The sequence below is a fragment of the Lelliottia sp. AC1 genome (genome assembly GCF_023278595.1).
GTDB lineage: Bacteria > Pseudomonadota > Gammaproteobacteria > Enterobacterales > Enterobacteriaceae > Enterobacter > Enterobacter nimipressuralis.
Genome location: NZ_CP025699.1, coordinates 3,600,081 through 3,626,191, shown reverse-complemented (window position 1 = coordinate 3,626,191; position 26,111 = coordinate 3,600,081). Strand labels below are relative to the sequence as shown.

Genomic DNA, 26,111 nt, shown 5'->3' with positions numbered 1-26,111 from the left:
ACAATGAATCAGACAGAACTGCTCCACCTGAACTTCCCTCATCTGCGGGAACTTAAACCTTTTGATACTGCCCACAGTGACACGCCGTGGCTGGCGGATGTCGACACCAAACACCGCCGCAAACTGTGCGAAACCCTGGAAGAGGCGGTGAAGCGCAGCGGTTTGCAGGACGGGATGACCATTTCGTTCCACCATGCGTTTCGCGAAGGCGACCGGGTCATCAACAACGTGGTCGCGCTGCTCGCGCACATGGGCTTTAAAAACCTGACCCTGGCGTCCAGCTCCCTGATGACCTGCAACGATGCGCTGATCGAACATATCAAAAACGGTGTAATTACCCGTATTTATACCTCCGGGATGCGCGGCAAACTGGCGGATGCCATCTCTCACGGGTTGATGGAAGAACCGGTACAAATTCACTCCCACGGCGGTCGCGTGAAGCTTCTGCAGGACGGCGAGCTGAATATCGACGTCGCGTTTCTCGGTGTGCCGTGCAGTGACGAGTTTGGTAATGCCAATGGGACTCACGGCAAATCCAGCTGCGGTTCGCTGGGCTATGCGATGGTCGACGCCCATTTTGCCCGCAAGGTGGTGCTGCTCACAGAAGAGCTGGTGCCGTTCCCGAACATGCCCGCAAGCCTGGTGCAGGATCGGGTGGACTATGTGGTGCAGGTTGAGAGCGTGGGCGATCCGGCGAAGATCAGCGTCGGCGCGGCGCGCGTGACCAGCAATCCGCGCGAGCTGATGATTGCCCACTATGCGGCGGATGTAATCGAGCACTCCGGCTATTTCAAAAACGGCTTCTCGATGCAGACCGGCTCCGGCGCGGCGGCCACCGCCTGCACCCGCTTTATGGGCGAAAAGATGGCGCGAAGCCGCGTGACAGCGCGCTTCGCGCTGGGGGGGATCACCGGTAGCCTGGTCGATCTGCATGAAAAAGGGCTGATCGAAAAACTGCTCGATACCCAGTGCTTTGACGGACAGGCCGCGGCTTCACTGGCTCGCAATCCGAATCACGTGGAGATCTCCACTAACGTTTACGCCAATCCGGGTAGCAAGGCGGCGAGCTGCGATCAGCTTGATGTGGTGATCTTAAGCGCGCTGGAGATCGACGTGGATTTCAACGTCAACGTCATTACCGGCTCTGATGGGGTGATGCGCGGGGCATCGGGCGGACATTGTGATGTGGCCGCCGCCGCGAACTTGACCATTGTCGTCGCACCGCTGTTGCGAAGCCGTATTCCGACGGTGGTGAAACGGGTGACCACGCGCTTAACGCCGGGGGAGAGTATCGACGTGCTGGTGACCGATCACGGTATCGCCGTCAATCCTGCGCGTGCGGAAATTCGCGAACGGCTGGAAGCGGCGGGGCTGAAAATTGTCGATATCGAGGCCCTGTACGCGCGGGCGATTTCGCTGACCGGCGAACCCAAACCCATCGAATTTACCGACAAAATCGTCGGGGTGATCCGCTACCGTGACGGCAGCGTGATCGACACCGTCCGACAGGTTAAGGAGTCATCATCATGACCATCGCTACACCCGTTCATTCGGGTGTCAGCCTTACGCAGATGCTGGCGGCGAAAGAGAAACGCGCCGCGCGTCAGGCTGACTGGCTTTCACATTATCAACAACCGGTGATTTCGCTGACGCTGGTGACGCCCGGTGATATCAAAGACTCTCTGCGCTATCGCAATACCATGGGCGTGGCGCTGCAGATGTGCGATCAACTGTTGTGGGAGCACCGCTGGCAGGTGCTGGACCGCCAGGTGCTGTGGCTGCCCATGGGACCAGAAGCCATGTGGTGCGTGGCGCATCAGGCGCCAGAAATTAAAGCTCACTGTGCCGAGCTTGAACAGACGCATCCTCTCGGACGACTGTGGGATCTGGATGTGATCTGCCCCAACGCCGGGCATGTCGGACGGCGCTCGCTCGGTGAGAACATGCGCCGCTGCCTGATCTGCGATGAACCGGCGCACGCCTGTTCCCGCTCGCGTCAGCATCCGGTGGAGCAGGTGGTAGCCCGTGTGGAGAAGATGATCGATGACTGGTTTGCTCGCGACTAAACCGCGCGTCACAGATGTGCCGCAGCTCGCCGAGGAGGCTCTGTGGATGGAACTGGAGCTCACGCCAAAACCGGGGCTGGTGGATAAGCGCAATAACGGCTCCCATCGCGATATGGATCACGCACTTTTTACCCGCAGTATCGCCGCCATAGCGCCGTGGTTCTCGCGCTTTGCTGAACTGGGCGCGGAACATGCCGGAAAACCCGCGGCGGAACAGTTGAGCCTGATTCGCCCGATGGGAATCGCCTGTGAGCAGGCGATGTACGCGGCGACGGGCGGAGTTAACACCCACAAAGGCGGGGTTTTCGCGCTGGGGCTGCTCTGTTTTGCAGCCGGACGCGTTAACTCTGTCACTTCAGACAGTCTCTGCTGTGAGATAAGTAACATTTGCCAGGGGCTGGTGGAACGTGAACTGGCCGGGCGCAGCGGGAGGGCAACCGCCGGTGAGCGCCAGTACCAGGAGCTGGGCTTAACGGGGGCGCGCGGCGAGGCTCAAAGCGGATTCGCGACGGTCAGGAAGGTTCTGCCTCAGTGGAATCGTCATCAACTCCACGATCTGCTGCTGCGGTTAATGGCGGTGAATCAGGACAGTAATCTGGTGTCGCGCGGCGGCCTGGACGGGCTGCGCTATGTCCAGGGGTACGCGAAAGATGTGCTGGCGAACGGTTGGGATCGAAAGATTCTGAATGAAATGGATAACGCGCTGATCGCCCGCCATCTAAGCCCAGGAGGCAGCGCAGATTTACTGTCGGTGGGGATTGTATTGGATGGGTGCGGATGAAAAGACTCATCTCCCGACGGGAGATGAGTCAAGGGATTAGCGCTTCTGGAGCAGATAGCTGTTTTCAAATCCAGGCAGGCTGCCAATCACGTCGAAGCCGTTGAAATAACCACCCGCACGCAGCAAATCGACCGCCGGACCGACCTGTGGCGAGTACTGGTGATCGCGATAATCGTCAAAGACAATAAAGCCGCCAGGCACTACGGTTGGGGAGTAGAGCAGGAAGTCGATCAGGACGTGACGCCCTTCGTGGCCGCCGTCGATGTGCAAAAGTACAGTCTGAGGATTGAGTGCCAGAACGCGTTCGATGCTCAGCTCCGAATATCCGCGTATCAGGTTTACTTCCGGGAAAAGACGCTCGTGATAGAAGCGCAGCTCACTTTCCTGACAGGTTAATTCCATCGGGTCAATGCCGATCATGCGGCGTTTATGCTGACAAATTTCATTCATAAACGACGTGGATTTGCCCTTCCAGACGCCAATCTCAATGATATCGCCCGCAACATTATTATGCTCAAGCAGCCAGCAAAGATAACCGAGGCATTTCACGTGGTCGTGAAATGAAAGCTCCCGACGCGCCATGGCCAGCTCTTCCGGCAGCTCGGCTTGTGCCCGCGCCAGCGTTTCGCCAACACTATCCCAGGTCGTATCGATAATTTTTTTTATCTCAGGATCCTGGAAGAAAACTTTCAAGTCAGCGATATCTAGCATCTTTTAACCTTATTTGTGCATCAGGAATGACGGAATGTCGATAGCAACAAATTTGCCACAATAGGTTAAGAATGAGGCGCTAAATAGGTCCCTTTTTTATAGGTATTTATCAGGATAGAAAGGGGTATCCCTCTCCCGAAAAAGGGAGAGGGAAGGGAGGATTAATGCGCGATTGGCTGTGCGCCATTCGGAACGCGGACGTGTTTGTATTTGAACAGGGCGATGAAGGCGAAGAACAGCACCAGAGAGTAACCGGCGAAGATCAGCCACACTGGCTGCCAGTCGGTAATCCCATTGGTGGTGTACATCTCAACGACTTTACCGCTCACGATGCCGCCGAGAATACAGCCGAAACCGTTGGTCATCATCAGGAACATACCCTGAGCACTGGCGCGGATTTCTGGCTTAACTTCTTTTTCGACAAACACCGAACCGGAGATGTTGAAGAAGTCGAAGGCGCAGCCGTAAACAATCATCGACAGAACCAGCAGCACGGTGCCGAACGGCGTTGGGTCGCCGTAGGCGAACAGACCGAAGCGCAGCATCCACGCAAAGATACTGATAAGCATCACGTTTTTGATACCGTAGCGGCTCAGGAAGAACGGGATGGTCAGGATGAACAGGGTTTCAGAGATCTGTGAAATCGACATCATTACCGACGCGTGCTCAACGATAAAGCTACCGGAGAACAGCGGGTTGTTGTCGAAGCTGTGCAGGAAGGTGTTCCCGAACATGTTAGTGATTTGCAGCTCTGCGCCCAGCAGCATGGAGAAGATAAAGAAGATCGCCATGCGTTTGTTTTTAAACAGCGCGAACGCATCCAGGCCGAGCATGGAGCTCCAGCTCTGTTTTTGCTGCTGGTTAGAAACCGGAATATGCGGGAGCGTCAGGGTGAACAGGGCCAGCAGTACAGAGAGGCCAGCACCGATGTAAAGCTGCATATGGCTCAGTTCAAAGCCTGCGAAGCTCACGCCCCACATCGCCATAATAAAGCCGATGGTGCCCCAGATACGGATTGGCGGGAAGTCGGTCACGATATCCAGGCCCGCAGACTTAATGCGGTAGTAGGAGATAGTGTTGATCAGGCCAAGCGTTGGCATATAAGCCAGCGAGTTCAGCAGGATCACCATAAACATCGCCCCTGGCGTGGTCACTCCGGCCGCCATAAATAGCGTACCCGCCCCCACCAGATGACAGAGCGCATAAAGCCATTTCGCGCTTATCCATTTATCCGCCACGATCCCCAGAAGCGTTGGCATAAAGACCGCTGCAATACCCAGCGAGCTGTATACGGCACCGATAGACGCACCGTCGAACTTGAGCGTCACAAACATGTAGGAGCCGAGCGTGGTTAGCCAGCTACCCCACAGACAGAACTGCAGAAACGACAATATTTTAAGCTGCAGCTTAAGGTTCATGTTACTTTCCTCACAATTGAGCGGGAGATATGTTGTTATGGGAACATTCAGGGTTGTTATTTGATGCAATTCTATCAGCAGGCGAGGTTATGTTTTGTTACCTCCCGCAAAAAAATGCAATCCTCATTAATTTGCAGTTTAGATTGTGATGCAAATAACATTTTCGTATGGATGGGGCAGTGTGGGGATTATTGCCCTCTCCCGACGGGAGAGGGCAGGGGAAAACTAGCGGCGACGATAATTTTTCTGCGCCGTATTCACCTTATACAGATAACGACGGGATTCCGCAGACGGGTGGCGAGTGGTCAGGGTTGAGTAAACGTCCCCTGGCGACATGCTGTTGATGATGTTCGCGGCCTGAATTTTATCATTCGAGAACACGCGCAGTACGCTGCCTGCGCCGCCGTTATACGCGGTGATCACCGCATAGCGACGCGACGTCGGGTTATCAATCCCGCCCAGATAGACATTGCTCAGCATCGCCAGATAGGCGGTGCCGGTATCAATATTGCTGGCCGGATCAAACAGGAAGCTGCGGCTAGGCATGCCGGATCTGCCCTGGGAACGGAATACATCTTTCCCGGCGCTGTGCTGGACAACCTGCATCAGTCCTAACGCATCGGACCGGCTCACCGCGTACGGGTTAAAGGACGATTCGGTCTGCATAATCGCCAGAATCAGCGACTCATCCACGCCATATTTGCGCGACGCCTGACGCACCATGCCCACATACTTATGCGCACGCTTGTCGAGGTGATTCGGCACCAGGTTGATGGTCACGCTGTAGATAATTTTCAGGCCGTTGCTGCGGCTTTTCAGACGCGTTTTCAGCAGGTAATCGGCGAAAGAGGTGGCGCGGCCTTCCCAGCGAATCGACTGCCCGGTCTGGTCAACGACCTGCCCGTACAGGAACGGCTCTTTGGAGATGGTGATATCGTCGGCATCGGAATAGAGATCGATAGTGCCAGGATCGTCACCCATCAGCAGGGTTTTGACGATGGCCTGACGTAAGTGCGCCGCAGGTTCGGTTCCCGCGATGGTTTCGATCGTGATCGTACCGTCATCAAAGTTGATGTGGCTACGGGTCTGGTAGGCGTCGGTATATTTAACGTAGTCTTTCGGTCCCGCGATAAGAACTTCGTTAAATCCCCAAATATTCTCGATGTTGTGGGCAAACTGCCCCATCAGAATGTCAAAACCGTTCGTGTCCTTAACCCAGGCTTCGTTATAGCTATCGCCTTTTTTACTGGAACAAGAGACAAGCAACGGCGCAACAAGGGCTAGCGCTAGTAATTTTTTCATCATTCCGGGATTGCGTGTTGTGTTTGCTAAACTGCGGGGTTACCCCCGCACGCTGTTATTTTTCCGGCGGCGTGTAGCCTTCAATGTGCACATCTTTGCCTTCAAACAGGAAGTTCACCATCTCCTGTTCCAGCAGCTTGCGGTGTTCCGGGTTCATCATGGTGAGTTTTTTCTCGTTGATGAGCATGGTCTGTTTCTGCTGCCACTGCGCCCACGCCTCTTTGGAGATCTCGTTATAGATGCGCTTACCCAGTTCACCCGGATAGAGCTGGAAATCCTGCCCTTCGGCGTCGCGCTGCAGATAGGTACAAAAAATTGTTCTGGCCATTCTGATTCCTCGTTGTCTTGTCGAAGCTAAACGACTGCTCCGGCACGTAATTGCTGTAACAGGCGCTCCACGGGAGAGGCCAGCCCGACGGATGGCGGTTGCGCTAAGTTATACCAGAGAGCCACGCCTTCATCCATGTAAGAGGAGAAGGAGGACACGGGAAGCCACATTGGCACAATATCCAGATGGAAATGGCTGAACGTGTGGCGAAACGCCGTCAGTTGCTGGAGTTTATCGGCGCTTATCTGTCGCTGCGCCAGCCACTCACGCAGCCCCTCTTCGCTGTCAAACTGCGGGAAGCAGTACAACCCGCCCCATAAACCGCTCGGCGGACGCTGCGAAAGAAACACTTCGTCGTCGTGCTGCATCAGCAGTAAAAAGCCGGTACGTTCTGGCAGGGTCTGCTTCGGTTTTTTGCCGGGGTATTGCGCCCATGAATGATTGGCATAGGCCACGCAAAGATTATTGACCGGGCACAGCTCGCATTTCGGTTTGGAACGCGTGCAGACGATTGCCCCTAAATCCATCATCGCCTGGTTAAAACGCTCGACGCCTTTCGCGGGCGTCACCGCTTCACTGATCTCCCATAAGCGCTTCTCGACCTCTTTCTTACCCGGCCAGCCGCCGACCGCATAGCAGCGGGCCAGCACGCGTTTGACGTTGCCATCGAGAATCGGGAAATGTTTGCCTAAGGAGAGAGAAAGCACCGCGCCCGCCGTGGAACGGCCGACGCCGGGCAGGGCGGCCACTTCGTCGAAGGTTTCCGGGAATTTACCGTTATGCAGAGTCGCGACCTGCTGCGCTGCCTTATGCAGATTGCGCGCACGGGCGTAATAGCCAAGGCCGGTCCACAGGTGCAGCACCTCGTCGAGCGGCGCGTTGGCGAGATCGGTTACCGTCGGAAACCGCGCCATAAAACGCTCAAAGTAGGGAATCACGGTCGCGACCTGCGTTTGTTGCAACATCACCTCGGAGAGCCATACTTTGTAGGGCGTTTTTTCAATTTGCCAGGGCAGGGTTTTACGCCCGTATTTGTCGTACCAGTCCAGCATCTGGGCTGAAAATTGAGAGGCTTGCATGGTCATCGATTCGCTTAATCAGGGACGCAGATTGCAGCACAGCGCCATGCGACTGTAAACCGGATCTTTCCCATGCTTGCATACAGGGCTTAACTTTGGATAATGCCCGTTTCCCGAACATTCTCACAAGCAGACTACTCTTTTATGAAAAACGACGTCATTTCACCGGAATTTGATGAAAACGGTCGCCCACTGCGCCGTATTCGCAGCTTTGTCCGCCGTCAGGGGCGCCTGACAAAAGGGCAGCAACATGCGCTGGATAACTACTGGCCGGTGATGGGCGTTGAGTTCAGCGAACAGCCAGTCGACTTCGCCGCCCTGTTTGGCCGCGATGCGCCGATCACGCTGGAGATCGGTTTTGGCATGGGCTCATCGCTTGTGACCATGGCGAAAGCGCGTCCGGAGCAAAATTTTCTTGGCATTGAAGTGCACTCACCGGGCGTGGGCGCATGCCTTGCGACCGCGCACGAAGAGGGTGTAGAGAACCTGCGTGTCATGTGCCACGATGCGGTCGAAGTGCTGCACAAAATGATTCCTGACAATTCTTTGAACATGGTTCAGCTCTTTTTCCCTGACCCGTGGCACAAAGCACGTCATAATAAGCGCCGTATCGTTCAGGCAGAATTTGCTGAGCTTGTGAAAAGTAAGCTAAAACTGGGCGGTGTCTTCCATATGGCCACCGACTGGGAACCTTACGCGGAACACATGCTGGAAGTGATGTCGTCGCTCGACGGGTATAAAAACCAGTCTGAGAGCAACGACTACGTACCGCGACCGGATTCACGTCCGGTAACGAAATTTGAACAGCGTGGCCATCGTCTTGGTCACGGTGTATGGGACTTAATGTTCGAGAGGGTTAAATAATGGCAAACCGTAGCCGTCGTCTGCGTAAAAAAATGCACATCGAGGAATTCCAGGAAGTTGGTTTTTCCGTCGCATGGCGTTTCCCGGAAGGTACTAGCGTAGAAACCATCGATAAGGAAGTTGACGCCTTTATCGATGAAGTGATCGAGCCAAACAAACTGGCGTTTGATGGCAGCGGCTATCTCTCCTGGGAAGGGCTGATCTGCAAGCAAGAGATCGGTAAGTGCACCGAAGAGCAGCAGGCACTTGTGCGCAAATGGCTGGAAGACCGCAAATTCGAAGAGGTCCGCGTTAGCGAACTTTTCGACATTTGGTGGGACTAACTAGCAAAGGGCCGGCAAATGCCGGCCCGTTTTGTCTTGAGGGATAATTATGATGCGCAAAACGCTGCTGGCTGTGGCATTGATGACCACCGCGTTAACTGCCCATGCGGACTACAAATGTGAAGTCACACCGCGCGACGATGTGATTCTCAGCCCGCAAACCGTTCAGGTTAAAGGTGAGAACGGCAATCTGGTGATCACGCCGGATGGCAACGTGATGTACAACGGCAAGCAATACACCCTGAGCGCGGCCCAACGCGAGCAGGCGAAAGATTATCAGGCGGATCTACGCTCAGCGCTGCCCTGGATCGACGAAGGCGCCCTGACGCGCGTTGAGAAAGGCCGCGTGGCGCTGGATAAGATCATCGCCAAAGAGGTGGGTGAGAGCAGCAATATGCGCACCCGTCTGACCAAGCTGGACGCCCAGCTGAAAGAGCAGATGAACCGTATCATCGAGCACCGCACGGATGGTCTGACGTTCCACTATAAAGCCATCGATCAGGTGCGCGCAGACGGACAGAACCTGGTTAATCAGGCGATGGGCGGCATTCTGCAGGACAGCATCAATGAGATGGGGGCGAAAGCCGTGCTGAAAGGCGGCGGTAATCCACTGCAGGGTGTATTAGGCAGCCTGGGCGGATTGCAGACCTCGATTCAGAACGAATGGAAGAATCAGGAAGCGGATTTCCAGAAATTCGGCAAAGACGTGTGTCAACGCGTGGTAACTCTGGAAGACAGTCGAAAGGCGCTGGTGAGTACGCTGAAGTAATTATTCGTATCCACTCCCTCCCCGGGAGTGGATCTCTTCACGCTTTTGATTTTGCGCGTCAGGACTCTTCGGCAAGGAACAGCTCGAGCAGGGAGTTTAAGAACAGTTTCCCGTGTTCAGTAATCTGCCAGTACGCGTCGCATTCCGTCAGATACCCTTTCTCCAGCGCGGCATCAATCTGTGGTCGAATCACGCTTTCCGGTAAGCCGGTATAAAGCGTAAATTCCGCGCGTGGGGCCGCTTCCAGCAGACGGAAACGGTTCATGAAGAACTCAAAGGGTTTATCGTCTACCGCCACGTCGTGCTGACGTTCCAGATAGCGCCCCTCCATATACCCGCGTGGATGACGGGTTTTCGCGGTACGCAAAATACGCCCGTCAGGGAAAGTCACTTTGCCGTGTGCACCGCAGCCGATACCCAGGTAATCGCCAAAGCGCCAGTAGTTGAGGTTGTGCTGACACTGGTAGCCGGGCTTCGCGTAGGCGGACGTTTCGTACTGCTGATAACCCGCAGCCGTCAGCAGCTGATGGCCTTGTTCGAAAATATCCCACAGGGCGTCGTCGTCGGGCAGGACCGGCGGGCGCGAGCCAAACAGGGTATTTGGCTCAATGGTCAGCTGATACCAGGAGAGATGCGGCGGGTTCAGCTCGATAGCCTGGCGCAAATCATCCAGCGCCTCTTCCAGAGACTGATCGGGCAAGCCGTGCATCAAATCGAGGTTAAAGCTGCGAAGCCCCAGACCGGTTGCCAGGTGCGCCGCGCGTTTCGCCTCTTCCGGGCCGTGAATACGTCCCAGACGCTTGAGCTTAGGCTCGCTAAAGCTCTGTACGCCAATCGAGATACGGTTCACTCCGGCGCGCTGATACTCGACAAAACGATCGGCTTCCACGGTGCCTGGGTTGGCTTCCATGGTGATTTCCGCATCGGCTGCCAGATTCAGGCGCGCACGCACGCCGTCCAGCAGCGTCTGCATCGCCGGGCCAGAAAGCAGGCTCGGTGTACCGCCACCAATAAAAATGGTCTTAACTTCACGTCCCTGTGCGTAAGGTACGTCGGCATCCAGATCGGTCAACAGATGCTGAACGTAGTCGTCATGCGGCACTTCGCCTTTCAGCGCGTGCGAATTGAAATCGCAGTACGGGCATTTCTGCACGCACCACGGGATGTGAATATAAAGACTCAGAGGTGGCAAATTAGCCATTACGTAATGCTTCCAGTAACAGTTTCAACGCGCGTCCACGATGGGAAATCGCGCTTTTTTCTTCGCGGGTCAGTTCCGCTGCGGTTTTGCCCTCAGAGGGGACAAAGAAAATCGGATCGTAGCCAAAGCCGCCATTTCCTGATGATTCGCGGGCAATCACGCCAGGCCAGCTGCCGTGGCAGACAATCGGCGTGGGATCTTCCGCATGACGCATATAGACCAGCACACAGTGGAACTGCGCCTGGCGCTGCTCGTCCGGCACCGCTTTCAGCGTCTCCAGCAGCTTTTCCAGATTCTGCTGGTCGGTGGCGTCTACGCCAGAATAGCGCGCAGAGTAAATGCCCGGCGCGCCGCCCAGCGCATCGACCGCCAGCCCGGAATCATCCGCGATAGCCGGAAGGCCAGTGACCTGTGCCGCATGGCGCGCTTTCAGAATCGCGTTTTCGATAAACGTCAGGCCGGTCTCTTCCGCGGACTCGACGCCCAGCTCGGTCTGCGCGACCACATCCAGACCAAAATCATTTAATAGCGAGGCCAGCTCGCGCACTTTACCGGCGTTACCGGTCGCGAGAACAACTTTCTGCATACGTTAATCCTGTTGTGACAGTGCCGCGACTTCCGTCGGGATGTGTTGCGGGTTAAGGATTTTTACCTGTTTATGACGCCCCAGCTCACCCTTTTCAATGATGACCTGGCTTTTGGCGACGCGAAACTGTTTTGCCAGATATTTGGTCAAATGCGCGTTCGCCTGGCCGTCTACGGGAGGGGCGGTAATGGCGACTTTTAACTCGTCGCCATGTAATCCCACGATGCTGTCGCGGCTGGCTTTCGGCTGAATATACAGCCGCAAAACCAGCCCGTCGGCGAGGTGACTGACGGCACTCATAGCGCCATCCACAGCCCCGGCAGCAGCATGTTGCCCGTTGACTGTAAAAGTTCAGCGATGCCCATGTTCAGGACATACAGCAGCAGCACCAGAATCATCGGTGAAAAATCAATCCCACCCATGGCTGGCAACAGATTGCGGATCGGGCGCAGGAGCGGCTCCGTCAGCTGAATCATGGCGTATTCAACCGGACTACGACCGCGACTCACCCAGCTCATGACCGCCATCACCAGCAGCACCCAGAAGATCAGCAGGCCAATGGTTTTCAGCAGGATCAGCACCGCTGCGATCCAGATGATCGGCTGGAAGGTGACCACCATAAACAGCACGATAGCTTTGATGATACTGAGCACAAACGCCACCAGCAGAGAGGCGCTGTCGATCGGCCCCATCGGTGGTATAACGCGGCGCAGCGGCCCAATAACAGGTTGTGTGATTTTCACGACAAACTGCGAGAACGGATTATAAAAATCACAACGAGCCCACTGCATCCAGACGCGTAACAGCAGCGCCATCGTATACAGCTCAATGACCGTTGAGAGCAGGAAAGTCAACGTCTTCATGGCGTTCCTCAGGTTTCCTTATTTTGGAGTGTAATCGCGCGCACCGAAAATGGCTGTGCCGATGCGCACCATAGTGCTGCCTGCCGCGATGGCGGCTTCCATATCGTCCGACATGCCCAGTGAAAGCGTGTCTACGGTCGTGTAGCGCGCTTTAAGCGCCTCAAATGCTACAGCCATTTGCTGTGCTACGGCAAACTGCCTGTCGTAACTCGTTTCCGGCGCCGGAATCGCCATTAGCCCGCGCAGGGTCAAACCGGGCAGTTCAGACACCTGTTCGGCTAGTGCATCCAGCTCAGCCAGAGTGATACCAGACTTACTGTTCTCATCGCTAATATTGATTTGAATCAGGATGTTAAGCGGTGCCATGTCGGCAGGGCGTTGATCGCTCAACCGTGTGGCAATGCGCAGACGATCGACCGTATGACACCAGTCAAAATGCTCAGCAACCAGCCGACTTTTGTTCGACTGCAACGGGCCGATAAAGTGCCACTCAAGATTCATTTTCCCGGTTTGCTGGAAATAGCGAATTTTGTCCACACCTTCCTGAACGTAGTTTTCGCCAAAAGCGCGCTGCCCGGCGTCGATGGCTTCTGCGATGGCGCTCGCAGGCTTCGTTTTACTCACTGCAAGCAACGAAACTTCTTCTGAAGCACGGCCGCAACGCGTTGCAGCGGCTGAGATTTTGTCCCTGACCTGTGCCAGGTTATGCGCAATGTCGTTCATGAGTCCGAGGATGGTTGTATGGATATGGAAGAAATTGTGGCCCTTAGTGTAAAGCATAATGTCTCGGATCTACACCTGTGCAGCGATTCGCCACCGCGCTGGCGTAGATTAGGCAAACTCGAGCCGGCGCCCTTTCCTCCACCTGATGTCGCGCAGCTGTTAAAAACATGGCTGAATGACGAACAGCAGGGCGTCTGGTGGGCAAATGGACACGTGGATTTCGCGGTGACCTTGCTCAGTGGCAAGCGTCTGCGTGCCAGCGCGTTTGTGCATAACCATGGCGTCTCGCTGACGCTGAGACTTCTGCCGGAGGAGTGCCCGCAGCTCTCAACGCTTGGCGCGCCGCGCGTCATTCCCGACCTGCTCTCCAGTGACAATGGCCTGATTCTGGTGACGGGGGCCACCGGCAGCGGCAAATCCACAACGCTTGCGGCGATGGTGGATTATCTCAACCACCATTCCGACGGCCATATTCTGACGCTGGAAGATCCGGTGGAGTACGTCTATCAAAGCCAGCGGTGCCTGATTCAGCAGCGGGAAATTGGCCTGCACTGCCCGTCATTTGCTCAGGCGCTGCGGGCGGCGCTGCGTGAAGACCCGGATGTCATTTTGTTGGGTGAACTGCGCGATAGCGAAACGATCCGCCTGGCGCTCACGGCCGCCGAGACCGGGCATCTGGTGCTGGCGACGCTGCACACGCGCGGGGCGGCTCAGGCCATTGAACGGCTGGTGGACACCTTTCCGGCAGAAGAGAAAGATCCGGTGCGAAACCAACTGGCAGGAAGCCTGCGTGCGGTGCTGGCACAAAAACTGGTACGGGACCTTCAGGGCGGGCGCGTAGCGCTGTTTGAGATGCTGGTGAACACACCGGCGTCGGCCAATCTTATCCGCGAAGGGAAAACCTGGCAGTTGCCCGGTGTGATCCAGACCGGGCAGCAGGCGGGTATGCAGAATTTCGACCAAAGCCTTGCAGAGCGCAGAGCGCAGGGAAGGCTTTAGCGAAATTAAAACCCTTGCTCGAAGTAGCTTTCGAGAATAATCACCGCCGAAGCAGAATCGACGCTGCCTTTGTTCAGCGCGCGGAATCCGCCATGCTCAAACAGACCTGCGCGGGCTTCAACGGTGCTCAGACGTTCATCGTGCAGCTTAACGACGACGCCAAAGCGGCCATGGATCTTATTTGCAAACTTGCGCGCACGGGCGGTGAGCGGCTGCTCGGTGCCGTCCATGTTGAGCGGTAGCCCAACGATGACGGCTTCGGGCTGCCACTCTTTCAGCAGGCGCTCGATAATGGCCCAGTCGGGCGTACCGTCCTGAGCTTTGATCGCCGTTAACGGGCGTGCCGTGCCGGTAATGCGCTGACCAATCGCCACGCCGATACTTCGGGTGCCGAAATCAAAGGAGAGAAGCGTTCCGCTCATTATGCGTGCCCCGCCACACCAGGCATGGTCTGGATGTCGATACCAATGAGTTTTGCCGCTTCCCGCCAGCGATCGGCGATCGGGGTTTTAAACAGAATATTCAGATCCGCCGGGGCCGTGAGCCACGCGTTATCGAGAATTTCCTGCTCAAGCTGGCCTTTCTCCCAGGAGGAGTAGCCCAGCGCGACCAGCACTTCGGAAGGCTGATTGTGCGTGCCGAGGGTTTCCAGAACGTCGCGCGAAGTGGTGATCACCGTATTATCGGAAACGCGAATGCTGGAGGAGAAACCCGGAGGCGTATGCAAAATAAAGCCGCGATCTTCTGCCAGCGGGCCACCGAGCATCACCGGCTTATCAAGGCGGATTTCCGGGGCACGCTCTTCAGGCGTGATCTTGAGCTTCTCAAGAATGCCCTCGATTTGCAGGTTTTCCAGCGGTTTGTTGATGATAATCCCCATTGCGCCGTCTTCGCTGTATTCACAGATATACACGACAGCTCGACGGAAAATCGGGTCCTGGAGAGCAGGCATGGCAATAAGAAAGTGATGCTGTAAATTCATTGTCAGAGGTTCTGATTCCTGGTTTAAAAAGCGACAAGGCCCAGTATGCGGAGAAAGCTGGGCCTTGTCACTATTGACTTCGCCGCAGGTGGATGAGGCGGCATGTGCGAGAGCGTTACTGCTTCAGACGTTTTTCAATCGCGTCCATCAGCATACCGGTGATCGAGACCGGGAACTCGGCTTCGATTTCGCGGATACAGGTCGGGCTGGTGACGTTCACTTCCGTCAGGCGGTCGCCAATGATATCCAGACCGACGAAAATCAGCCCTTTGGCCTTCAGCATCGGGCCGACGCGGCGCGCGATTTCCCAGTCGCTTTCCGTCAGCGGGCGCGGCTCGCCACGGCCACCGGCTGCCAGATTGCCACGCGTTTCGCCGCCCTGCGGGATACGCGCCAGACAGTAAGGTACCGGCTCGCCATCAACGACCAGCACGCGTTTATCGCCGTCCACAATAGCCGGAATATAGTTTTGCGCCATGCAGTAGCGGGTGCCGTGCTCGGTCAGGGTTTCCGCAATAACGCCGAGGTTCGGATCGCCTTCTTTCACGCGGAAGATCGACGCACCGCCCATTCCGTCCAGCGGCTTCAGAATGATGTCGCCATGTTTCTGCCAGAAAGCTTTCAGCTGTGCTTTGTTACGGGTGACAAGCGTTTCTGGCGTCAGGTCAGAGAACCAGGCGGTATAGAGCTTCTCGTTACAGTCGCGCAGGCTCTGCGGTTTGTTAACAATCAGCGTGCCTTTCTCTTCTGCGCGCTCAAGAATATAGGTGCAGTAGATGAATTCAGTGTCGAACGGGGGATCTTTACGCATCAGGATCACATCGAGTTCGGCGAGGGGAATATCCTGCTCAGAGCCGAACTCGTACCATTTATCGTAATTTTGCTCGACGTTCACGATGCGCGTCCGCGCGCGGGCTTCACCATTATTCAGGTACAGATCGGCCATCTCCATGTAATGAAGCTGGTAGCCGCGACGCTGTGCTTCCAGCAGCATAGCGAAGCTGGAATCTTTCTTGATGTTAATGCTTGCGATGGGGTCCATCACGATGCCGAGCTTGATCATTGTTCTTCTCCGTTAATGCTTCAACCCAGATCGCCAAAACGCACCTGGAGTGCAGTGATGGCTGTGAGTGCAGTCGTCTCAGTACGTAGAACGCGAGGTCCCAACAGAATATCAGTAAATTCATAACGTGCGGTCATGGCAATTTCGTCTGCCGACAACCCACCTTCCGGGCCGATCAGCAGTCGAACGCTTTCCACCGGCAGCGGCAGCGTATTGATGCTGGCGCTGGCGCGCGGGTGAAGATTAAGCTTTATGCCGCTCTCTTGTTCGGCACACCACGCCTCTAAATCCATCGGCGGGCGGATCGTCGGAATGCGGTTGCGGCCGCACTGTTCGCACGCGGCGATGGCGATTTTCTGCCATTGCTGAATCTTTTTGTTCAGACGTTCAGCATCCAGTTTAACGCCACAGCGCTCAGAAAAAAGTGGCGTAATGAGGCTTACACCCAGTTCGATCGATTTCTGAATGGTGAATTCCATTTTTTCACCGCGCGACATCACCTGGCCCAGATGAATATGCAGCGGGGACTCCCGGTCATCCACTTCGCCTCGCAACACATTCACCTGCACACTCTTTTTATCGGCGCGAGTGATTTCGGCGTCGAACACCTGGTTGCTGCCGTCGAAAAGCTGCACGGCCTGGCCCGCGCCCATGCGCAATACGCGGCCTACATGGTTCGCGGCTTCGTCGGAGAGGGCAATTTCGTGGCCTGCTGTGATCGGTTCAGGGTGATAGATGCGAGGGATGCGCATAGTCAGTATTCCATCTAAAACTTCCCACTCCCGACGGGAGTGGGCGAAGTGAGGGGTAAAATAGCAATTGCCGCTAGTGTAGGTTAGCTCTTTTGCGCCTGGCAAGCCCGCTGCACGTACGGGTTGTGATTCCCCTGGACTTTGGCGATGCGGTTATCGCGCTCACACTCCCAGTCGGTGACCGGATACAGCTTATCCCAGGCGTTAAAAAGCTGGGTTTGCTGACGGGAGAGGTTCAGGTCGTAGCGATCGCGCATATAGAAGTAGGTGCGGGCGATACTGCCGCGCGCGCGGGCTGGCGGCTCGGCCACTTTCTCTTTGAAATCGACTTTCATTGTGCACTGGCCGTACTGACCTTCGCCGCCGTTCCACTGGCTGTACATGAAGTTGGCGCGGTCGCCGTTGACCTCGCCCACGGCGGGCTGCAGGTTGTGCATATCACTTTCAATCTGGCGATAGACGGGATCTTTAGCGCAGTTTTTACGCCCGCCATCCTGCCAGCACTGGCGCTGATGGCCGAACTGCCAGGCCGGCACCACGTGTTCCCATTCGATACGGTTGGCGCGGTTTTCATTTTTACGCACTTTGTAGCCGCAGGATTCGAGGTCAACGACCCCTTTTTTGCCCTGCCAGTTAATTTTACATCCGCAGTAGAAATCACCCGGCGCGTCGGCGTTCACTTTGACGCCTGCGGCTTTGGCCTGGGAAAAACTGTTAATACCTTCGGCCAGCGCAGGGCCTGCAAACACCGTCGCCAGAAAGGCAACAGCGAAAGAATAGTGACGGGACATCTCAAACTCCGTGTCAAAACGAGCCCGCAACGTAGCGAAAGATGTTCCAGTATGCAATCAGTCAGATCAGGAAAGTTCCTGATTGTTCAATTGATTATTCTGCGACCAGCGGCTCGCCGCATTTTACGCAGCGGTAGATGGCCTCGCCGCGTACCACACGATTATGTCTGCGAACGGTCAGCTGGTGCTGCTGGCACTGGCAGCGGTAGGGGAAGGTATTTCGCCGCACCGATTCCAGCTCAAACTGGTGCGTACGGCGGGCGGGAACACCCAGCACGGCTTCCATCATCCATTTCCACTCTTTGCCGTGTGGTGCCACGCGGCCAAAGTGTTTCCACACCAGCAGATGCGCCAGCTCATGAGGGACAACTTCGTCGATAAACGCCTGCTGGTTTTCCATCATCAGCACCGGATTGAGACGGATCTCGTAGGATTCCAGCCAGGCGGTGCCCGCCGACGTCCCGCGCTGCTGATAGACCAGTTTAGGTTCAGGGTAATTTCGCCCGAGCTTCAGGTTGGCCTGCGCGAGTTTATCCCGCAATGCGCGCATAACGGCTTGCTGGAGGGCGATGGGAAGACGTGGGGTTTTCATAGGGCCAGAGGATAATGCGGTGGATATAAACAGTAAAGCCTTCTCCGGTGGAGAAGGCTTTTCGTGTATAACCCTCTCCCCGTGTGATGGGGGAGGGCATCAGGCCACAATAATCTTAGTTCTGCGCCCCAATCTCACGCAGTGGACGGCCTTTCATCAGGTTGCGTTCGATATGTTCCAGAGAGACGTGTTTGGTTTCCGGAACCAGCCACAGTGTCAGAACAATAAAGAGCAGGTTCAGACCGCCGTATACCCAGAAGGTATTGGCATTGCCGAGGGTATTCAGCATAGTCAGGAACGTTGCGCCGACGATCATGTTGGCAATCCAGTTCGTTGCCGTTGAGCAGGTGATACCAAAATCACGCCCTTTCAGCGGCTGGATTTCGGAACACAGCACCCAAATCAGCGGACCGGCACTCATCGCAAAACCGACGATAAACATCAGCAGCATCGCGACGGCAAAGTACTGCGCGGTCGCGGAGTGAATGCCCATATGCATCATGGTCCCCAGCACGCCCATTCCGATAGCCATCACCAGGAAACCTAAGGTCAGCGTTGGCTTACGGCCCCAGCGGTCAACCAGACCGATTGCGATAAAGGTCGCCAGCACGTTGGTCAGACCGACGATCACGGTCCCCCACATCTGCTCGGTGGTGTTGGTATACCCGGCCAGCTCAAAGATTTTTGGCGCGTAGTACATGATGACGTTCATCCCGGTGAACTGCTGCATCACCTGTAACAGCACGCCGAGGAACACCGCGCGACGGAAGTTGCTGTTCTCTTTAAACAGCGCCCAGCCGGTCTGTTTGACCTTCAGGCTTTCGCGGATCTCATCAAGCTCGTTTTTGGCTTCAGCACTGGTATCACGCAGGCGCATCAGCACGCGTTCCGCATCATGGAAGCGACGTTTCGCGGCGTACCAGCGCGGGCTGTCCGGCAGGAAGAAGACACCGATCAGCAGCAAAATTGCCGGGATGATAATCACGCCCAGCATCCAGCGCCATGCGCCGCTGTAGCTGAAGGCCGTATCGGAAAGGTACGCGCCAAGAATACCGATGGTGATCATCAGCTGATACATGGAGATCATGCTGCCGCGAATTTTCTCTGGCGCGATTTCAGACAGATACAGCGGGGCAGTGTACGACGCCACGCCAACCGCCAGACCGAGCAGTACGCGGGAGATGATCAGCACTTCGACGTTAGGTGCGGCGGCGGAGCAGAGTGAACCGGCGACAAACAGAATCGCGCCGATCATCAGGCTCTTTTTACGTCCGAGACGGTAGGAGAGCCAGCCGCTGCCGACAGCACCGACGGCAGCGCCGAACATCATGGAGCTCACCACCCATTCCTGGGTATGTGGGCTGATCTGGAATTCATCGGTGATGAAGGGTAAAGCACCGGCAATGACGCCGATATCCAGGCCGAAAAGAAGTCCTGCCAGGGCTGCGAGGAAGCAGACAAAGAATGTCATCGCCTTGTTGGACGTACGCCCCTGTTTATTATTGTCAGGCATTATGCCCTCCAGTTGGGTTATCAGTTTTATCGATGTAAAGGGTAGGTTAGTACGGCGTAAAAATATGTGACGCTACTCACATTGGTGTAATCGGTTACACTCACTTATAACTGTCAGTTTTATTAAAGCTCTGAAAATATAGTGTTAATTCTGTTGATGTGCATCCCGTTTAACGCAGTTTCAGACTTAACTGAAATGAAATGTAACAGCAGATGAAGGCAGAACATGCAAAGAGATTATTCTGAAAGAAGTGCTTTTATGGCGTGGTGTAAGCGGTTTCAGTACGAGTGGTTTGCCGGGTGGCGGCGATATCTCACGCGTGCAGGGCGTTAAAGAAATGTAGCTCACAAAAGTGAAGCGCGGGCGGGCAAAATCCCGGGAGCAGAAATGCAAAAGGCCAGCACGAGGCTGGCCTTTAAGAACGCTATCAGTCGCTAATTACAGACCGGCAGCGTCACGCAGCAGGGCGGCTTTGTCGGTTTTTTCCCATGGGAAATGTTCGCGACCAAAGTGACCGTATGCAGCGGTTTCTTTGTAGATTGGGTGCAGCAGATCCAGCATCTGAATCAGGCCGTATGGACGCAGGTCGAAGAACTCGCGCACCAGCAGGGTCAGCTGTTCGGTAGAGATCTTCTCGGTACCGAACGTTTCAACCATGATGGAGGTAGGTTCAGCCACGCCGATTGCGTAGGAAACCTGAATTTCACAACGATCTGCCAGGCCCGCAGCCACGATGTTTTTCGCCACATAACGTGCAGCGTACGCAGCAGAACGGTCAACTTTAGACGGATCTTTACCGGAGAACGCACCGCCACCGTGACGAGCCATGCCGCCGTAGGTATCAACGATAATCTTACGACCGGTCAGACCGCAGTCGCCCATTGGGCCACCGATAACAAAACGGCCCGTTGGGTTGATGTGGTACTTGGTGGAGGCATTCAGCCATTCTGCAGGCAGAACCGGCTTGATGATCTCTTCCATGACCGCTTCCTGCAGCGTTTTCAGCGAAACGTCTTCGGAGTGCTGAGTCGACAGTACGACCGCGTCGATACCGACGATTTTGCCGTCGTCATACTGGAAAGTGATCTGGCTTTTTGCATCCGGGCGCAGCCACGGCAGCGCGCCGTTTTTACGCACTTCAGCCTGACGCTGCACCAGACGGTGCGCGTAAGTGATGGGTGCAGGCATCAGCACGTCGGTTTCGTTGGTCGCGTAGCCAAACATCAGGCCCTGGTCGCCAGCACCTTGCTCAAGCGGATCGGTACGATCGACGCCCTGATTGATGTCCGGGGACTGTTTGCCAATAGCGCTTAATACGGCGCAAGAGTTGGCATCAAAGCCCATATCAGAATGCACGTAGCCGATTTCACGCACGGTGTTACGGGTGATCTCTTCGATATCAACCCATGCACTGGTGGTGATCTCACCACCTACCAGAACCATGCCCGTTTTGACATAGGTTTCGCACGCCACGCGCGCTTTAGGATCCTGCTCCAGGATCGCATCCAGCACTGCATCGGAGATTTGGTCAGCGATTTTATCAGGATGCCCTTCTGATACAGACTCGGACGTAAACAGGTGTTTTGCCATGTTTTATTTCACCTAAGGATAATTTGGTAAGCTCAAACTGCTGTGCGGAATGGCCGTAGAAGACGATTCTACCAAGACCGGCAGGTAAATGACACCGGCAGTCTGAGTGTTAATCAGTATAGATGGATTAACATCTGGACGGCTATTTTAGGTCACTTCTTCGCCCGATTTCCAGTTTTTTTTGACTAAGGTCTCACTGTGCTGAAAACGCAGGTGGAAATTTTTCCTGACGGGGCTGGCAAGGCGCGCATTTATACTTTGCATTTTGGGAGTGATGTGGGTATAAAACGCGGCGCGCGGCTCATACAAAAAAGCGCTCGATGATTTCATCGTGTCGCCACTTCCAGCCGGGTTGAGCAGTGAACACTTAGCTTTGGCTTGAGGTTCGTCTTCTGAAGGCGGCCGTGGAGGTGATACCCGATAATGAACTCTCGTTTTCCGCTAACTCAGTTACGCTGTTCTGGCGTGCGTCTGTTTCCCGCAACTCGCATTTCTAATCTGCAAACCTGCCGATGTTATACCCATTTCGGTGCTTCTCAGGATTCCAGGGCCGGCCATCCGCTTTGTGAAAACTGAACAAGGGCGCTCTTGTTAATTCAGGAGTTATCTCGTGGTTTCGCCGAACCTTGTCATACAGAGTTCGGTTACGTGTTTTACAATGATATGAATAAGAAACCGGTCGCACGGTCTGAATTTCAGCACACTCTGCTGGAATGCGGGGCCGTTTATGGGTTGTTATCGCGGTGTGACACTGCGATAGTAGTCAACTGTTTTACACTTAATACAAAGAGTTGAGGTTCGCTATGTCTGACGACATGTCTTCGGTTTCGCCTTCGTCAGCGGGCGGACAGGGTGTACTACGTTCTATGCAGGAGGTTGCGATGAGCTCCGAAGAGGCCAGCAAGATGCTGCGCACATACAATATTGCCTGGTGGGGTAATAACTACTACGACGTCAACGAACTGGGCCATATCAGCGTTTGCCCTGATCCTGACGTACCGGAAGCTCGCGTGGATCTTGCCAAACTGGTGAAAGCGCGCGAAGCGCAAGGGCAACGTCTGCCTGCACTGTTCTGCTTCCCGCAGATCCTGCAACACCGTTTGCGCTCCATTAATGCGGCGTTCAAGCGCGCGCGTGAGTCTTATGGATACAAGGGCGACTACTTCCTGGTCTATCCAATCAAGGTAAACCAGCACCGTCGTGTCATTGAATCGCTAATCCATTCCGGTGAACCACTGGGTCTGGAAGCCGGTTCTAAAGCGGAACTGATGGCGGTACTGGCGCACGCCGGTATGACGCGCTCGGTGATCGTCTGTAACGGTTATAAAGACCGTGAATACATTCGTCTGGCGCTGATTGGCGAGAAGATGGGCCACAAGGTCTATCTGGTTATCGAGAAGATGACGGAAATCGCGATTGTGCTGGAAGAGGCCGAGCGTCTGAACGTGGTGCCGCGCCTGGGCGTGCGTGCGCGTCTGGCTTCGCAAGGCTCCGGTAAATGGCAGTCCTCCGGCGGCGAAAAATCCAAATTCGGTCTGGCGGCGGGTCAGGTTCTGCAGCTGGTGGAAATGCTGCGCGAACGCGGTCGCCTGGACAGTATCCAGCTTCTGCACTTCCACCTCGGTTCGCAGATGGCCAATATTCGCGATATCGCCACGGGCGTACGTGAATCGGCTCGCTTCTATGTCGAGCTGCATAAGCTTGGCGTCAACATTGAGTGCTTCGATGTCGGCGGCGGTCTGGGTGTGGACTACGAAGGAACGCGCTCGCAGTCTGACTGCTCCGTGAACTACGGTCTGAACGAGTACGCGAACAATATTATCTGGGCGATTGGTGATGCCTGTGAAGAGAACGGTTTGCCGCATCCAACGGTGATCACCGAGTCTGGCCGTGCGGTAACCGCGCACCATACGGTGCTGGTTTCCAATATCATCGGTGTTGAACGCAGCGAGAATACGGATGCGACACCACCGCAGGACGATGCGCCGCGTGCTCTGCAAAACATGTGGGAAACCTGGCAGGAGATGCATGAGCCGGGCACCCGTCGCTCTCTGCGTGAATGGCTGCACGACAGCCAGATGGATCTGCACGATATTCACGTCGGCTATTCATCAGGCACCTTTAGCCTGCAGGAACGCGCGTGGGCAGAACAGCTGTATCTGAATATGTGCCACGAAGTGCAGAAACAGCTCGACCCGAGCAACCGTGCGCACCGTCCGATTATCGACGAACTGCAGGAACGTATGGCGGATAAGATTTACGTCAACTTCTCGCTGTTCCAGTCGATGCCGGATGCCTGGGGTATCGATCAGCTGTTCCCGGTACTGCCGCTGGAAGGGCTGAATCATGCGCCGGAACGTCGCGCAGTGCTGCTGGATATCACCTGTGATTCCGACGGCGCTATCGATCACTACGTGGACGGCGACGGGATTGCCACCACCATGCCAATGCCGGAGTACGATCCTGAGAACCCGCCAATGCTGGGCTTCTTTATGGTCGGTGCGTATCAGGAAATTTTAGGCAACATGCACAACCTGTTCGGTGATACCGAAGCGGTTGACGTGTTTGTCTTCCCTGACGGCAACGTGGAAGTGGAGCTTTCCGACGAGGGCGACACCGTGGCGGATATGCTGGAGTACGTACAGCTGGATCCGAAAAAACTGCTGACTCAGTTCCGCGATCAGGTGAAAAACACCGATCTGGACGCTGCGCTGCAGCAACAGTTCCTGGAAGAGTTTGAAGCCGGTCTGTACGGGTACACCTATCTGGAAGACGAGTAACCGTTAATGCCCGGTGGCGCTGCGCTTACCGGGCCTACGGGATACTTGAACCTGTACGAATTAACGGCGATAATTCGCACCAACATGCAGTTTCCGAATCAATCCCTTCCTCGTCGGGTTTAACGACGCGGAGGGGATTTTTTTTCATCTATTTTTAATGCATCGACTCTACATGAGGTCAGGACATGAGCACTTTAGGTCATCAGTACGACAACTCTCTGGTATCTAACGCGTTTGGTTTTTTACGTCTTCCGATGAACTTCCAGCCGTACGACAGCGACGCTGACTGGGTAATCACCGGCGTTCCGTTTGATATGGCAACCTCCGGTCGTGCCGGTGGCCGTCACGGTCCGGCGGCCATTCGTCAGGTCTCTACCAACCTGGCCTGGGAGCACAACCGTTTCCCGTGGAACTTCGATATGCGTGAGCGCCTGAACGTCGTCGACTGCGGCGATCTGGTGTATGCCTTCGGCGACGCACGTGAAATGAGCGAAAAACTGCAGGCGCACGCAGAAAAACTGCTGGCTGCCGGTAAGCGCATGCTCTCCTTCGGCGGTGACCACTTTGTGACGCTGCCGCTGCTGCGCGCGCACGCGAAACATTTCGGAAAAATGGCACTGGTGCATTTCGATGCCCACACGGACACCTACGCGAACGGCTGCGAGTTTGACCATGGCACCATGTTCTACACCGCGCCGAACGAAGGCCTGATCGATCCAAATCACTCTGTGCAGATCGGTATCCGTACTGAATTCGACAAAGACAACGGCTTCACCGTGCTGGACGCCTGCCAGGTGAACGATCGCGGCGTGGACGACATCATCGCGCAGGTGAAGCAGATTGTCGGCGACATGCCTGTCTACCTGACCTTTGATATCGACTGCCTGGACCCCGCGTTTGCACCGGGCACCGGTACGCCGGTCATTGGCGGCCTGACGTCTGACCGTGCGATCAAACTGGTTCGCGGTCTGAAAGACCTGAATATCGTGGGGATGGACGTGGTAGAAGTGGCGCCAGCGTATGATCAGTCTGAAATCACGGCTCTGGCCGCTGCAACACTGGCGCTGGAAATGCTGTACATTCAGGCAGCCAAAAAAGGCGAGTAATCGGGCTGTTTGACTCGCCATTTTAAACCGGGCAGTGCCCGTCACCCTCACGTACTCCCGGGTGACGGTGCGCTGCCCGTGTCGTTACTGGCTTTTCTGAAGGGGATTATTTGATTCCGTCTGCCGCCATGCGATCGCGGATATGCTGCGCACGCTCTGCGGACGCCGGGTGATCGTCAAACATTGAGCTTTGACGGCCTTCTTCCAGTTTTGCCAGTTTCTCAAAGCTGGTGGCTAAGCCTGACGGATTGATTCCGCGTTTGCGCAACAGATCGTAGGAGTAGTCATCCGCTTCTGACTCCTGACGTTGGGAGAACTGGGAGTTAACCAGTTTTTCACCCACGTCACCCAGCTGGGATTGGGACAGACTGCCAACGATACCGCCTGCAGAGGCAGCTGCCGCACGCACGGCATTGGTGCCGAGCGCCACCTGCATACCTTTCTTCACGTGGCCGAGTGCGACGTGGCCCATTTCATGGCCGATCACCGCTTCGACTTCGTTGTCCGTCATCATGTCCATCAGCCCGCTGTAAACGCGGATACAGCCGTTCGCCATCGCAAACGCGTTCACGTCTTTTGCCATATAGACTTTGTAATTCACTGCCTGGCCATTGATGTTATCGCCCAGCGCGGCGGCAATCTTGTTCAGACGCTGCGCGTAAGTGCTACTGGCCGGTGCGATGGTCGCTTTTCCGTCCATCTCTTTACACGCCTGGTCGCTCAGCGCGACGACCTGCGCATCGCTCAGAGAATAAGCCTGGAAGGCTTCTGCGCCAGAGCTCATCAGACCGTTTGAATCCATATTCTGACAACCGCTCAGCAGGAGCGTCGTACCCAGGGCCAGCACTATTGCACGCATTTTCATGATGTTGCTTCCGTACTCGTTAACTGAAAAAAGTCTGAAAAATGCTCCGGCAGCGAAGCCGCAG

Annotated in this window: 29 protein-coding genes; 10 read left to right on the top strand and 19 right to left on the bottom strand. The window is 55.4% G+C overall.

Translation table 11 applies throughout. The features are described from left to right. Positions 1-3 precede the first annotated feature (3 nt). Genes citF through citG form a run of 3 tightly spaced genes read left to right on the top strand, consistent with a single transcriptional unit; the run spans position 4 to position 2,847 of the window. The gene (gene citF / locus C0560_RS17225; RefSeq protein ID WP_248859140.1) at positions 4-1,530 is read left to right on the top strand and encodes a citrate lyase subunit alpha; all 1,527 of its coding nucleotides are present in this window, start codon (positions 4-6) and stop codon (positions 1,528-1,530) included. Continuing rightward, positions 1,527-2,066 carry a citrate lyase holo-[acyl-carrier protein] synthase gene (gene citX / locus C0560_RS17220; RefSeq protein ID WP_248859138.1) on the top strand — a complete coding sequence of 180 codons (540 nt, stop codon included), beginning with the start codon at positions 1,527-1,529 and terminating at the stop codon, positions 2,064-2,066. The genes citF and citX overlap by 4 nt, the downstream gene beginning before the upstream one ends. Then, entirely contained in the window at positions 2,044-2,847 is an 804-nt protein-coding gene (citG, locus tag C0560_RS17215; RefSeq protein WP_248859137.1) for a triphosphoribosyl-dephospho-CoA synthase CitG, read from the top strand. The genes citX and citG overlap by 23 nt, the downstream gene beginning before the upstream one ends. 36 nt (positions 2,848-2,883) lie before the next feature. Here citG and C0560_RS17210 read toward each other — a convergent pair whose 3' ends face one another. The 5 genes from C0560_RS17210 to mutY form a co-directional block, all read right to left on the bottom strand. After that, on the bottom strand, positions 2,884-3,558 hold the full coding sequence (locus C0560_RS17210; protein WP_102104719.1) for a class I SAM-dependent methyltransferase: 675 nt from the start codon (positions 3,556-3,558) through the stop codon (positions 2,884-2,886). Positions 3,559-3,719: 161 nt separating this feature from the next. Continuing rightward, on the bottom strand, positions 3,720-4,976 hold the full coding sequence (locus C0560_RS17205; protein ID WP_100778989.1) for a nucleoside permease: 1,257 nt from the start codon (positions 4,974-4,976) through the stop codon (positions 3,720-3,722). 225 nt (positions 4,977-5,201) lie between these two features. Then, complete coding sequence (gene mltC, locus C0560_RS17200) at positions 5,202-6,278, bottom strand: membrane-bound lytic murein transglycosylase MltC (RefSeq protein ID WP_100778990.1); 1,077 nt, start codon at positions 6,276-6,278, stop codon at positions 5,202-5,204. 55 nt (positions 6,279-6,333) lie between these two features. Further along, on the bottom strand, positions 6,334-6,606 hold the full coding sequence (locus tag C0560_RS17195; protein ID WP_100778991.1) for an oxidative damage protection protein: 273 nt from the start codon (positions 6,604-6,606) through the stop codon (positions 6,334-6,336). Positions 6,607-6,632: 26 nt separating this feature from the next. Then, the gene (mutY, locus tag C0560_RS17190) at positions 6,633-7,685 is read right to left on the bottom strand and encodes an A/G-specific adenine glycosylase (RefSeq protein ID WP_248859136.1); all 1,053 of its coding nucleotides are present in this window, start codon (positions 7,683-7,685) and stop codon (positions 6,633-6,635) included. A gap of 144 nt (positions 7,686-7,829) precedes the next feature. Between mutY and trmB the strand changes: the two genes are divergently transcribed. The 3 genes from trmB to C0560_RS17175 are packed head-to-tail and all read left to right on the top strand — an operon-like array spanning position 7,830 to position 9,641. Next, positions 7,830-8,549, top strand: coding sequence for a tRNA (guanosine(46)-N7)-methyltransferase TrmB (gene trmB / locus C0560_RS17185; protein WP_100778993.1), 720 nt, complete (start codon positions 7,830-7,832; stop codon positions 8,547-8,549). Next, positions 8,546-8,872 carry a YggL family protein gene (locus tag C0560_RS17180; protein ID WP_095283305.1) on the top strand — a complete coding sequence of 109 codons (327 nt, stop codon included), beginning with the start codon at positions 8,546-8,548 and terminating at the stop codon, positions 8,870-8,872. Before trmB ends, C0560_RS17180 begins: the two co-directional genes overlap by 4 nt. A gap of 49 nt (positions 8,873-8,921) precedes the next feature. Beyond that, positions 8,922-9,641, top strand: coding sequence for a DUF2884 domain-containing protein (locus tag C0560_RS17175; protein ID WP_100778994.1), 720 nt, complete (start codon positions 8,922-8,924; stop codon positions 9,639-9,641). A 58-nt stretch (positions 9,642-9,699) separates the two neighbouring features. Here the strand turns inward: C0560_RS17175 and hemW are convergent, their stop codons facing one another. Genes hemW through C0560_RS17150 form a run of 5 tightly spaced genes read right to left on the bottom strand, consistent with a single transcriptional unit; the run spans position 9,700 to position 13,014 of the window. Next, a complete protein-coding gene (hemW, locus tag C0560_RS17170; RefSeq protein WP_100778995.1) occupies positions 9,700-10,842 on the bottom strand; it encodes a radical SAM family heme chaperone HemW in 1,143 nt (380 codons plus the stop codon). Then, positions 10,835-11,428, bottom strand: a complete 594-nt coding sequence (locus tag C0560_RS17165) for an XTP/dITP diphosphatase (protein ID WP_100778996.1) — start codon at positions 11,426-11,428, stop codon at positions 10,835-10,837. Before C0560_RS17165 ends, hemW begins: the two co-directional genes overlap by 8 nt. Positions 11,429-11,431: 3 nt before the next feature. Continuing rightward, positions 11,432-11,728, bottom strand: a complete 297-nt coding sequence (gene yggU / locus C0560_RS17160) for a DUF167 family protein YggU (protein ID WP_100778997.1) — start codon at positions 11,726-11,728, stop codon at positions 11,432-11,434. Continuing rightward, entirely contained in the window at positions 11,725-12,291 is a 567-nt protein-coding gene (locus tag C0560_RS17155) for a YggT family protein (protein ID WP_095283298.1), read from the bottom strand. Before C0560_RS17155 ends, yggU begins: the two co-directional genes overlap by 4 nt. 18 nt (positions 12,292-12,309) lie before the next feature. Next, positions 12,310-13,014 (bottom strand): YggS family pyridoxal phosphate-dependent enzyme, encoded by a 705-nt coding sequence (locus C0560_RS17150; protein WP_248859135.1) that lies wholly within the window; start codon positions 13,012-13,014, stop codon positions 12,310-12,312. An 18-nt stretch (positions 13,015-13,032) separates the two neighbouring features. Between C0560_RS17150 and C0560_RS17145 the strand changes: the two genes are divergently transcribed. Then, a complete protein-coding gene (locus C0560_RS17145) occupies positions 13,033-14,013 on the top strand; it encodes a type IV pilus twitching motility protein PilT (protein ID WP_248859134.1) in 981 nt (326 codons plus the stop codon). 5 nt (positions 14,014-14,018) lie between these two features. On the opposite strand, the gene ruvX is transcribed toward C0560_RS17145, so the two are convergent. From ruvX to metK, 8 genes are all read right to left on the bottom strand, one after another. Beyond that, positions 14,019-14,435, bottom strand: coding sequence for a Holliday junction resolvase RuvX (gene ruvX, locus C0560_RS17140; RefSeq protein ID WP_100779001.1), 417 nt, complete (start codon positions 14,433-14,435; stop codon positions 14,019-14,021). Beyond that, positions 14,435-14,995: a YqgE/AlgH family protein gene (locus tag C0560_RS17135; protein WP_100779002.1), complete on the bottom strand. Its 561-nt coding sequence runs from the start codon at positions 14,993-14,995 to the stop codon at positions 14,435-14,437. The genes ruvX and C0560_RS17135 overlap by 1 nt, the downstream gene beginning before the upstream one ends. Before the next feature lie 115 nt (positions 14,996-15,110). Further along, positions 15,111-16,058, bottom strand: a complete 948-nt coding sequence (gene gshB / locus C0560_RS17130; RefSeq protein WP_100779003.1) for a glutathione synthase — start codon at positions 16,056-16,058, stop codon at positions 15,111-15,113. A gap of 20 nt (positions 16,059-16,078) precedes the next feature. Next, positions 16,079-16,810, bottom strand: coding sequence for a 16S rRNA (uracil(1498)-N(3))-methyltransferase (gene rsmE, locus C0560_RS17125; protein WP_181826826.1), 732 nt, complete (start codon positions 16,808-16,810; stop codon positions 16,079-16,081). Positions 16,811-16,893: 83 nt separating this feature from the next. Next, positions 16,894-17,601: a deoxyribonuclease I gene (gene endA, locus C0560_RS17120; RefSeq protein ID WP_248859133.1), complete on the bottom strand. Its 708-nt coding sequence runs from the start codon at positions 17,599-17,601 to the stop codon at positions 16,894-16,896. 94 nt (positions 17,602-17,695) lie between these two features. Beyond that, positions 17,696-18,193 (bottom strand): SprT family zinc-dependent metalloprotease, encoded by a 498-nt coding sequence (locus C0560_RS17115; RefSeq protein ID WP_100779006.1) that lies wholly within the window; start codon positions 18,191-18,193, stop codon positions 17,696-17,698. A gap of 115 nt (positions 18,194-18,308) precedes the next feature. Beyond that, on the bottom strand, positions 18,309-19,706 hold the full coding sequence (locus tag C0560_RS17110; RefSeq protein ID WP_123428556.1) for a sugar porter family MFS transporter: 1,398 nt from the start codon (positions 19,704-19,706) through the stop codon (positions 18,309-18,311). A gap of 438 nt (positions 19,707-20,144) precedes the next feature. After that, the gene (metK, locus tag C0560_RS17105) at positions 20,145-21,296 is read right to left on the bottom strand and encodes a methionine adenosyltransferase (protein WP_102104710.1); all 1,152 of its coding nucleotides are present in this window, start codon (positions 21,294-21,296) and stop codon (positions 20,145-20,147) included. Between the two features lie 663 nt (positions 21,297-21,959). Between metK and yqgB the strand changes: the two genes are divergently transcribed. From yqgB to speB, 3 genes are all read left to right on the top strand, one after another. After that, positions 21,960-22,091, top strand: coding sequence for an acid stress response protein YqgB (yqgB, locus tag C0560_RS17100; protein ID WP_129035190.1), 132 nt, complete (start codon positions 21,960-21,962; stop codon positions 22,089-22,091). An 8-nt stretch (positions 22,092-22,099) separates the two neighbouring features. Further along, positions 22,100-24,076, top strand: coding sequence for a biosynthetic arginine decarboxylase (gene speA, locus C0560_RS17095; protein WP_248859132.1), 1,977 nt, complete (start codon positions 22,100-22,102; stop codon positions 24,074-24,076). Positions 24,077-24,261: 185 nt separating this feature from the next. Further along, a complete protein-coding gene (gene speB, locus C0560_RS17090; RefSeq protein ID WP_002434404.1) occupies positions 24,262-25,182 on the top strand; it encodes an agmatinase in 921 nt (306 codons plus the stop codon). Between the two features lie 106 nt (positions 25,183-25,288). Here speB and C0560_RS17085 read toward each other — a convergent pair whose 3' ends face one another. Continuing rightward, entirely contained in the window at positions 25,289-26,047 is a 759-nt protein-coding gene (locus C0560_RS17085; RefSeq protein WP_100779010.1) for a M48 family metallopeptidase, read from the bottom strand. Positions 26,048-26,111 lie beyond the last annotated feature (64 nt).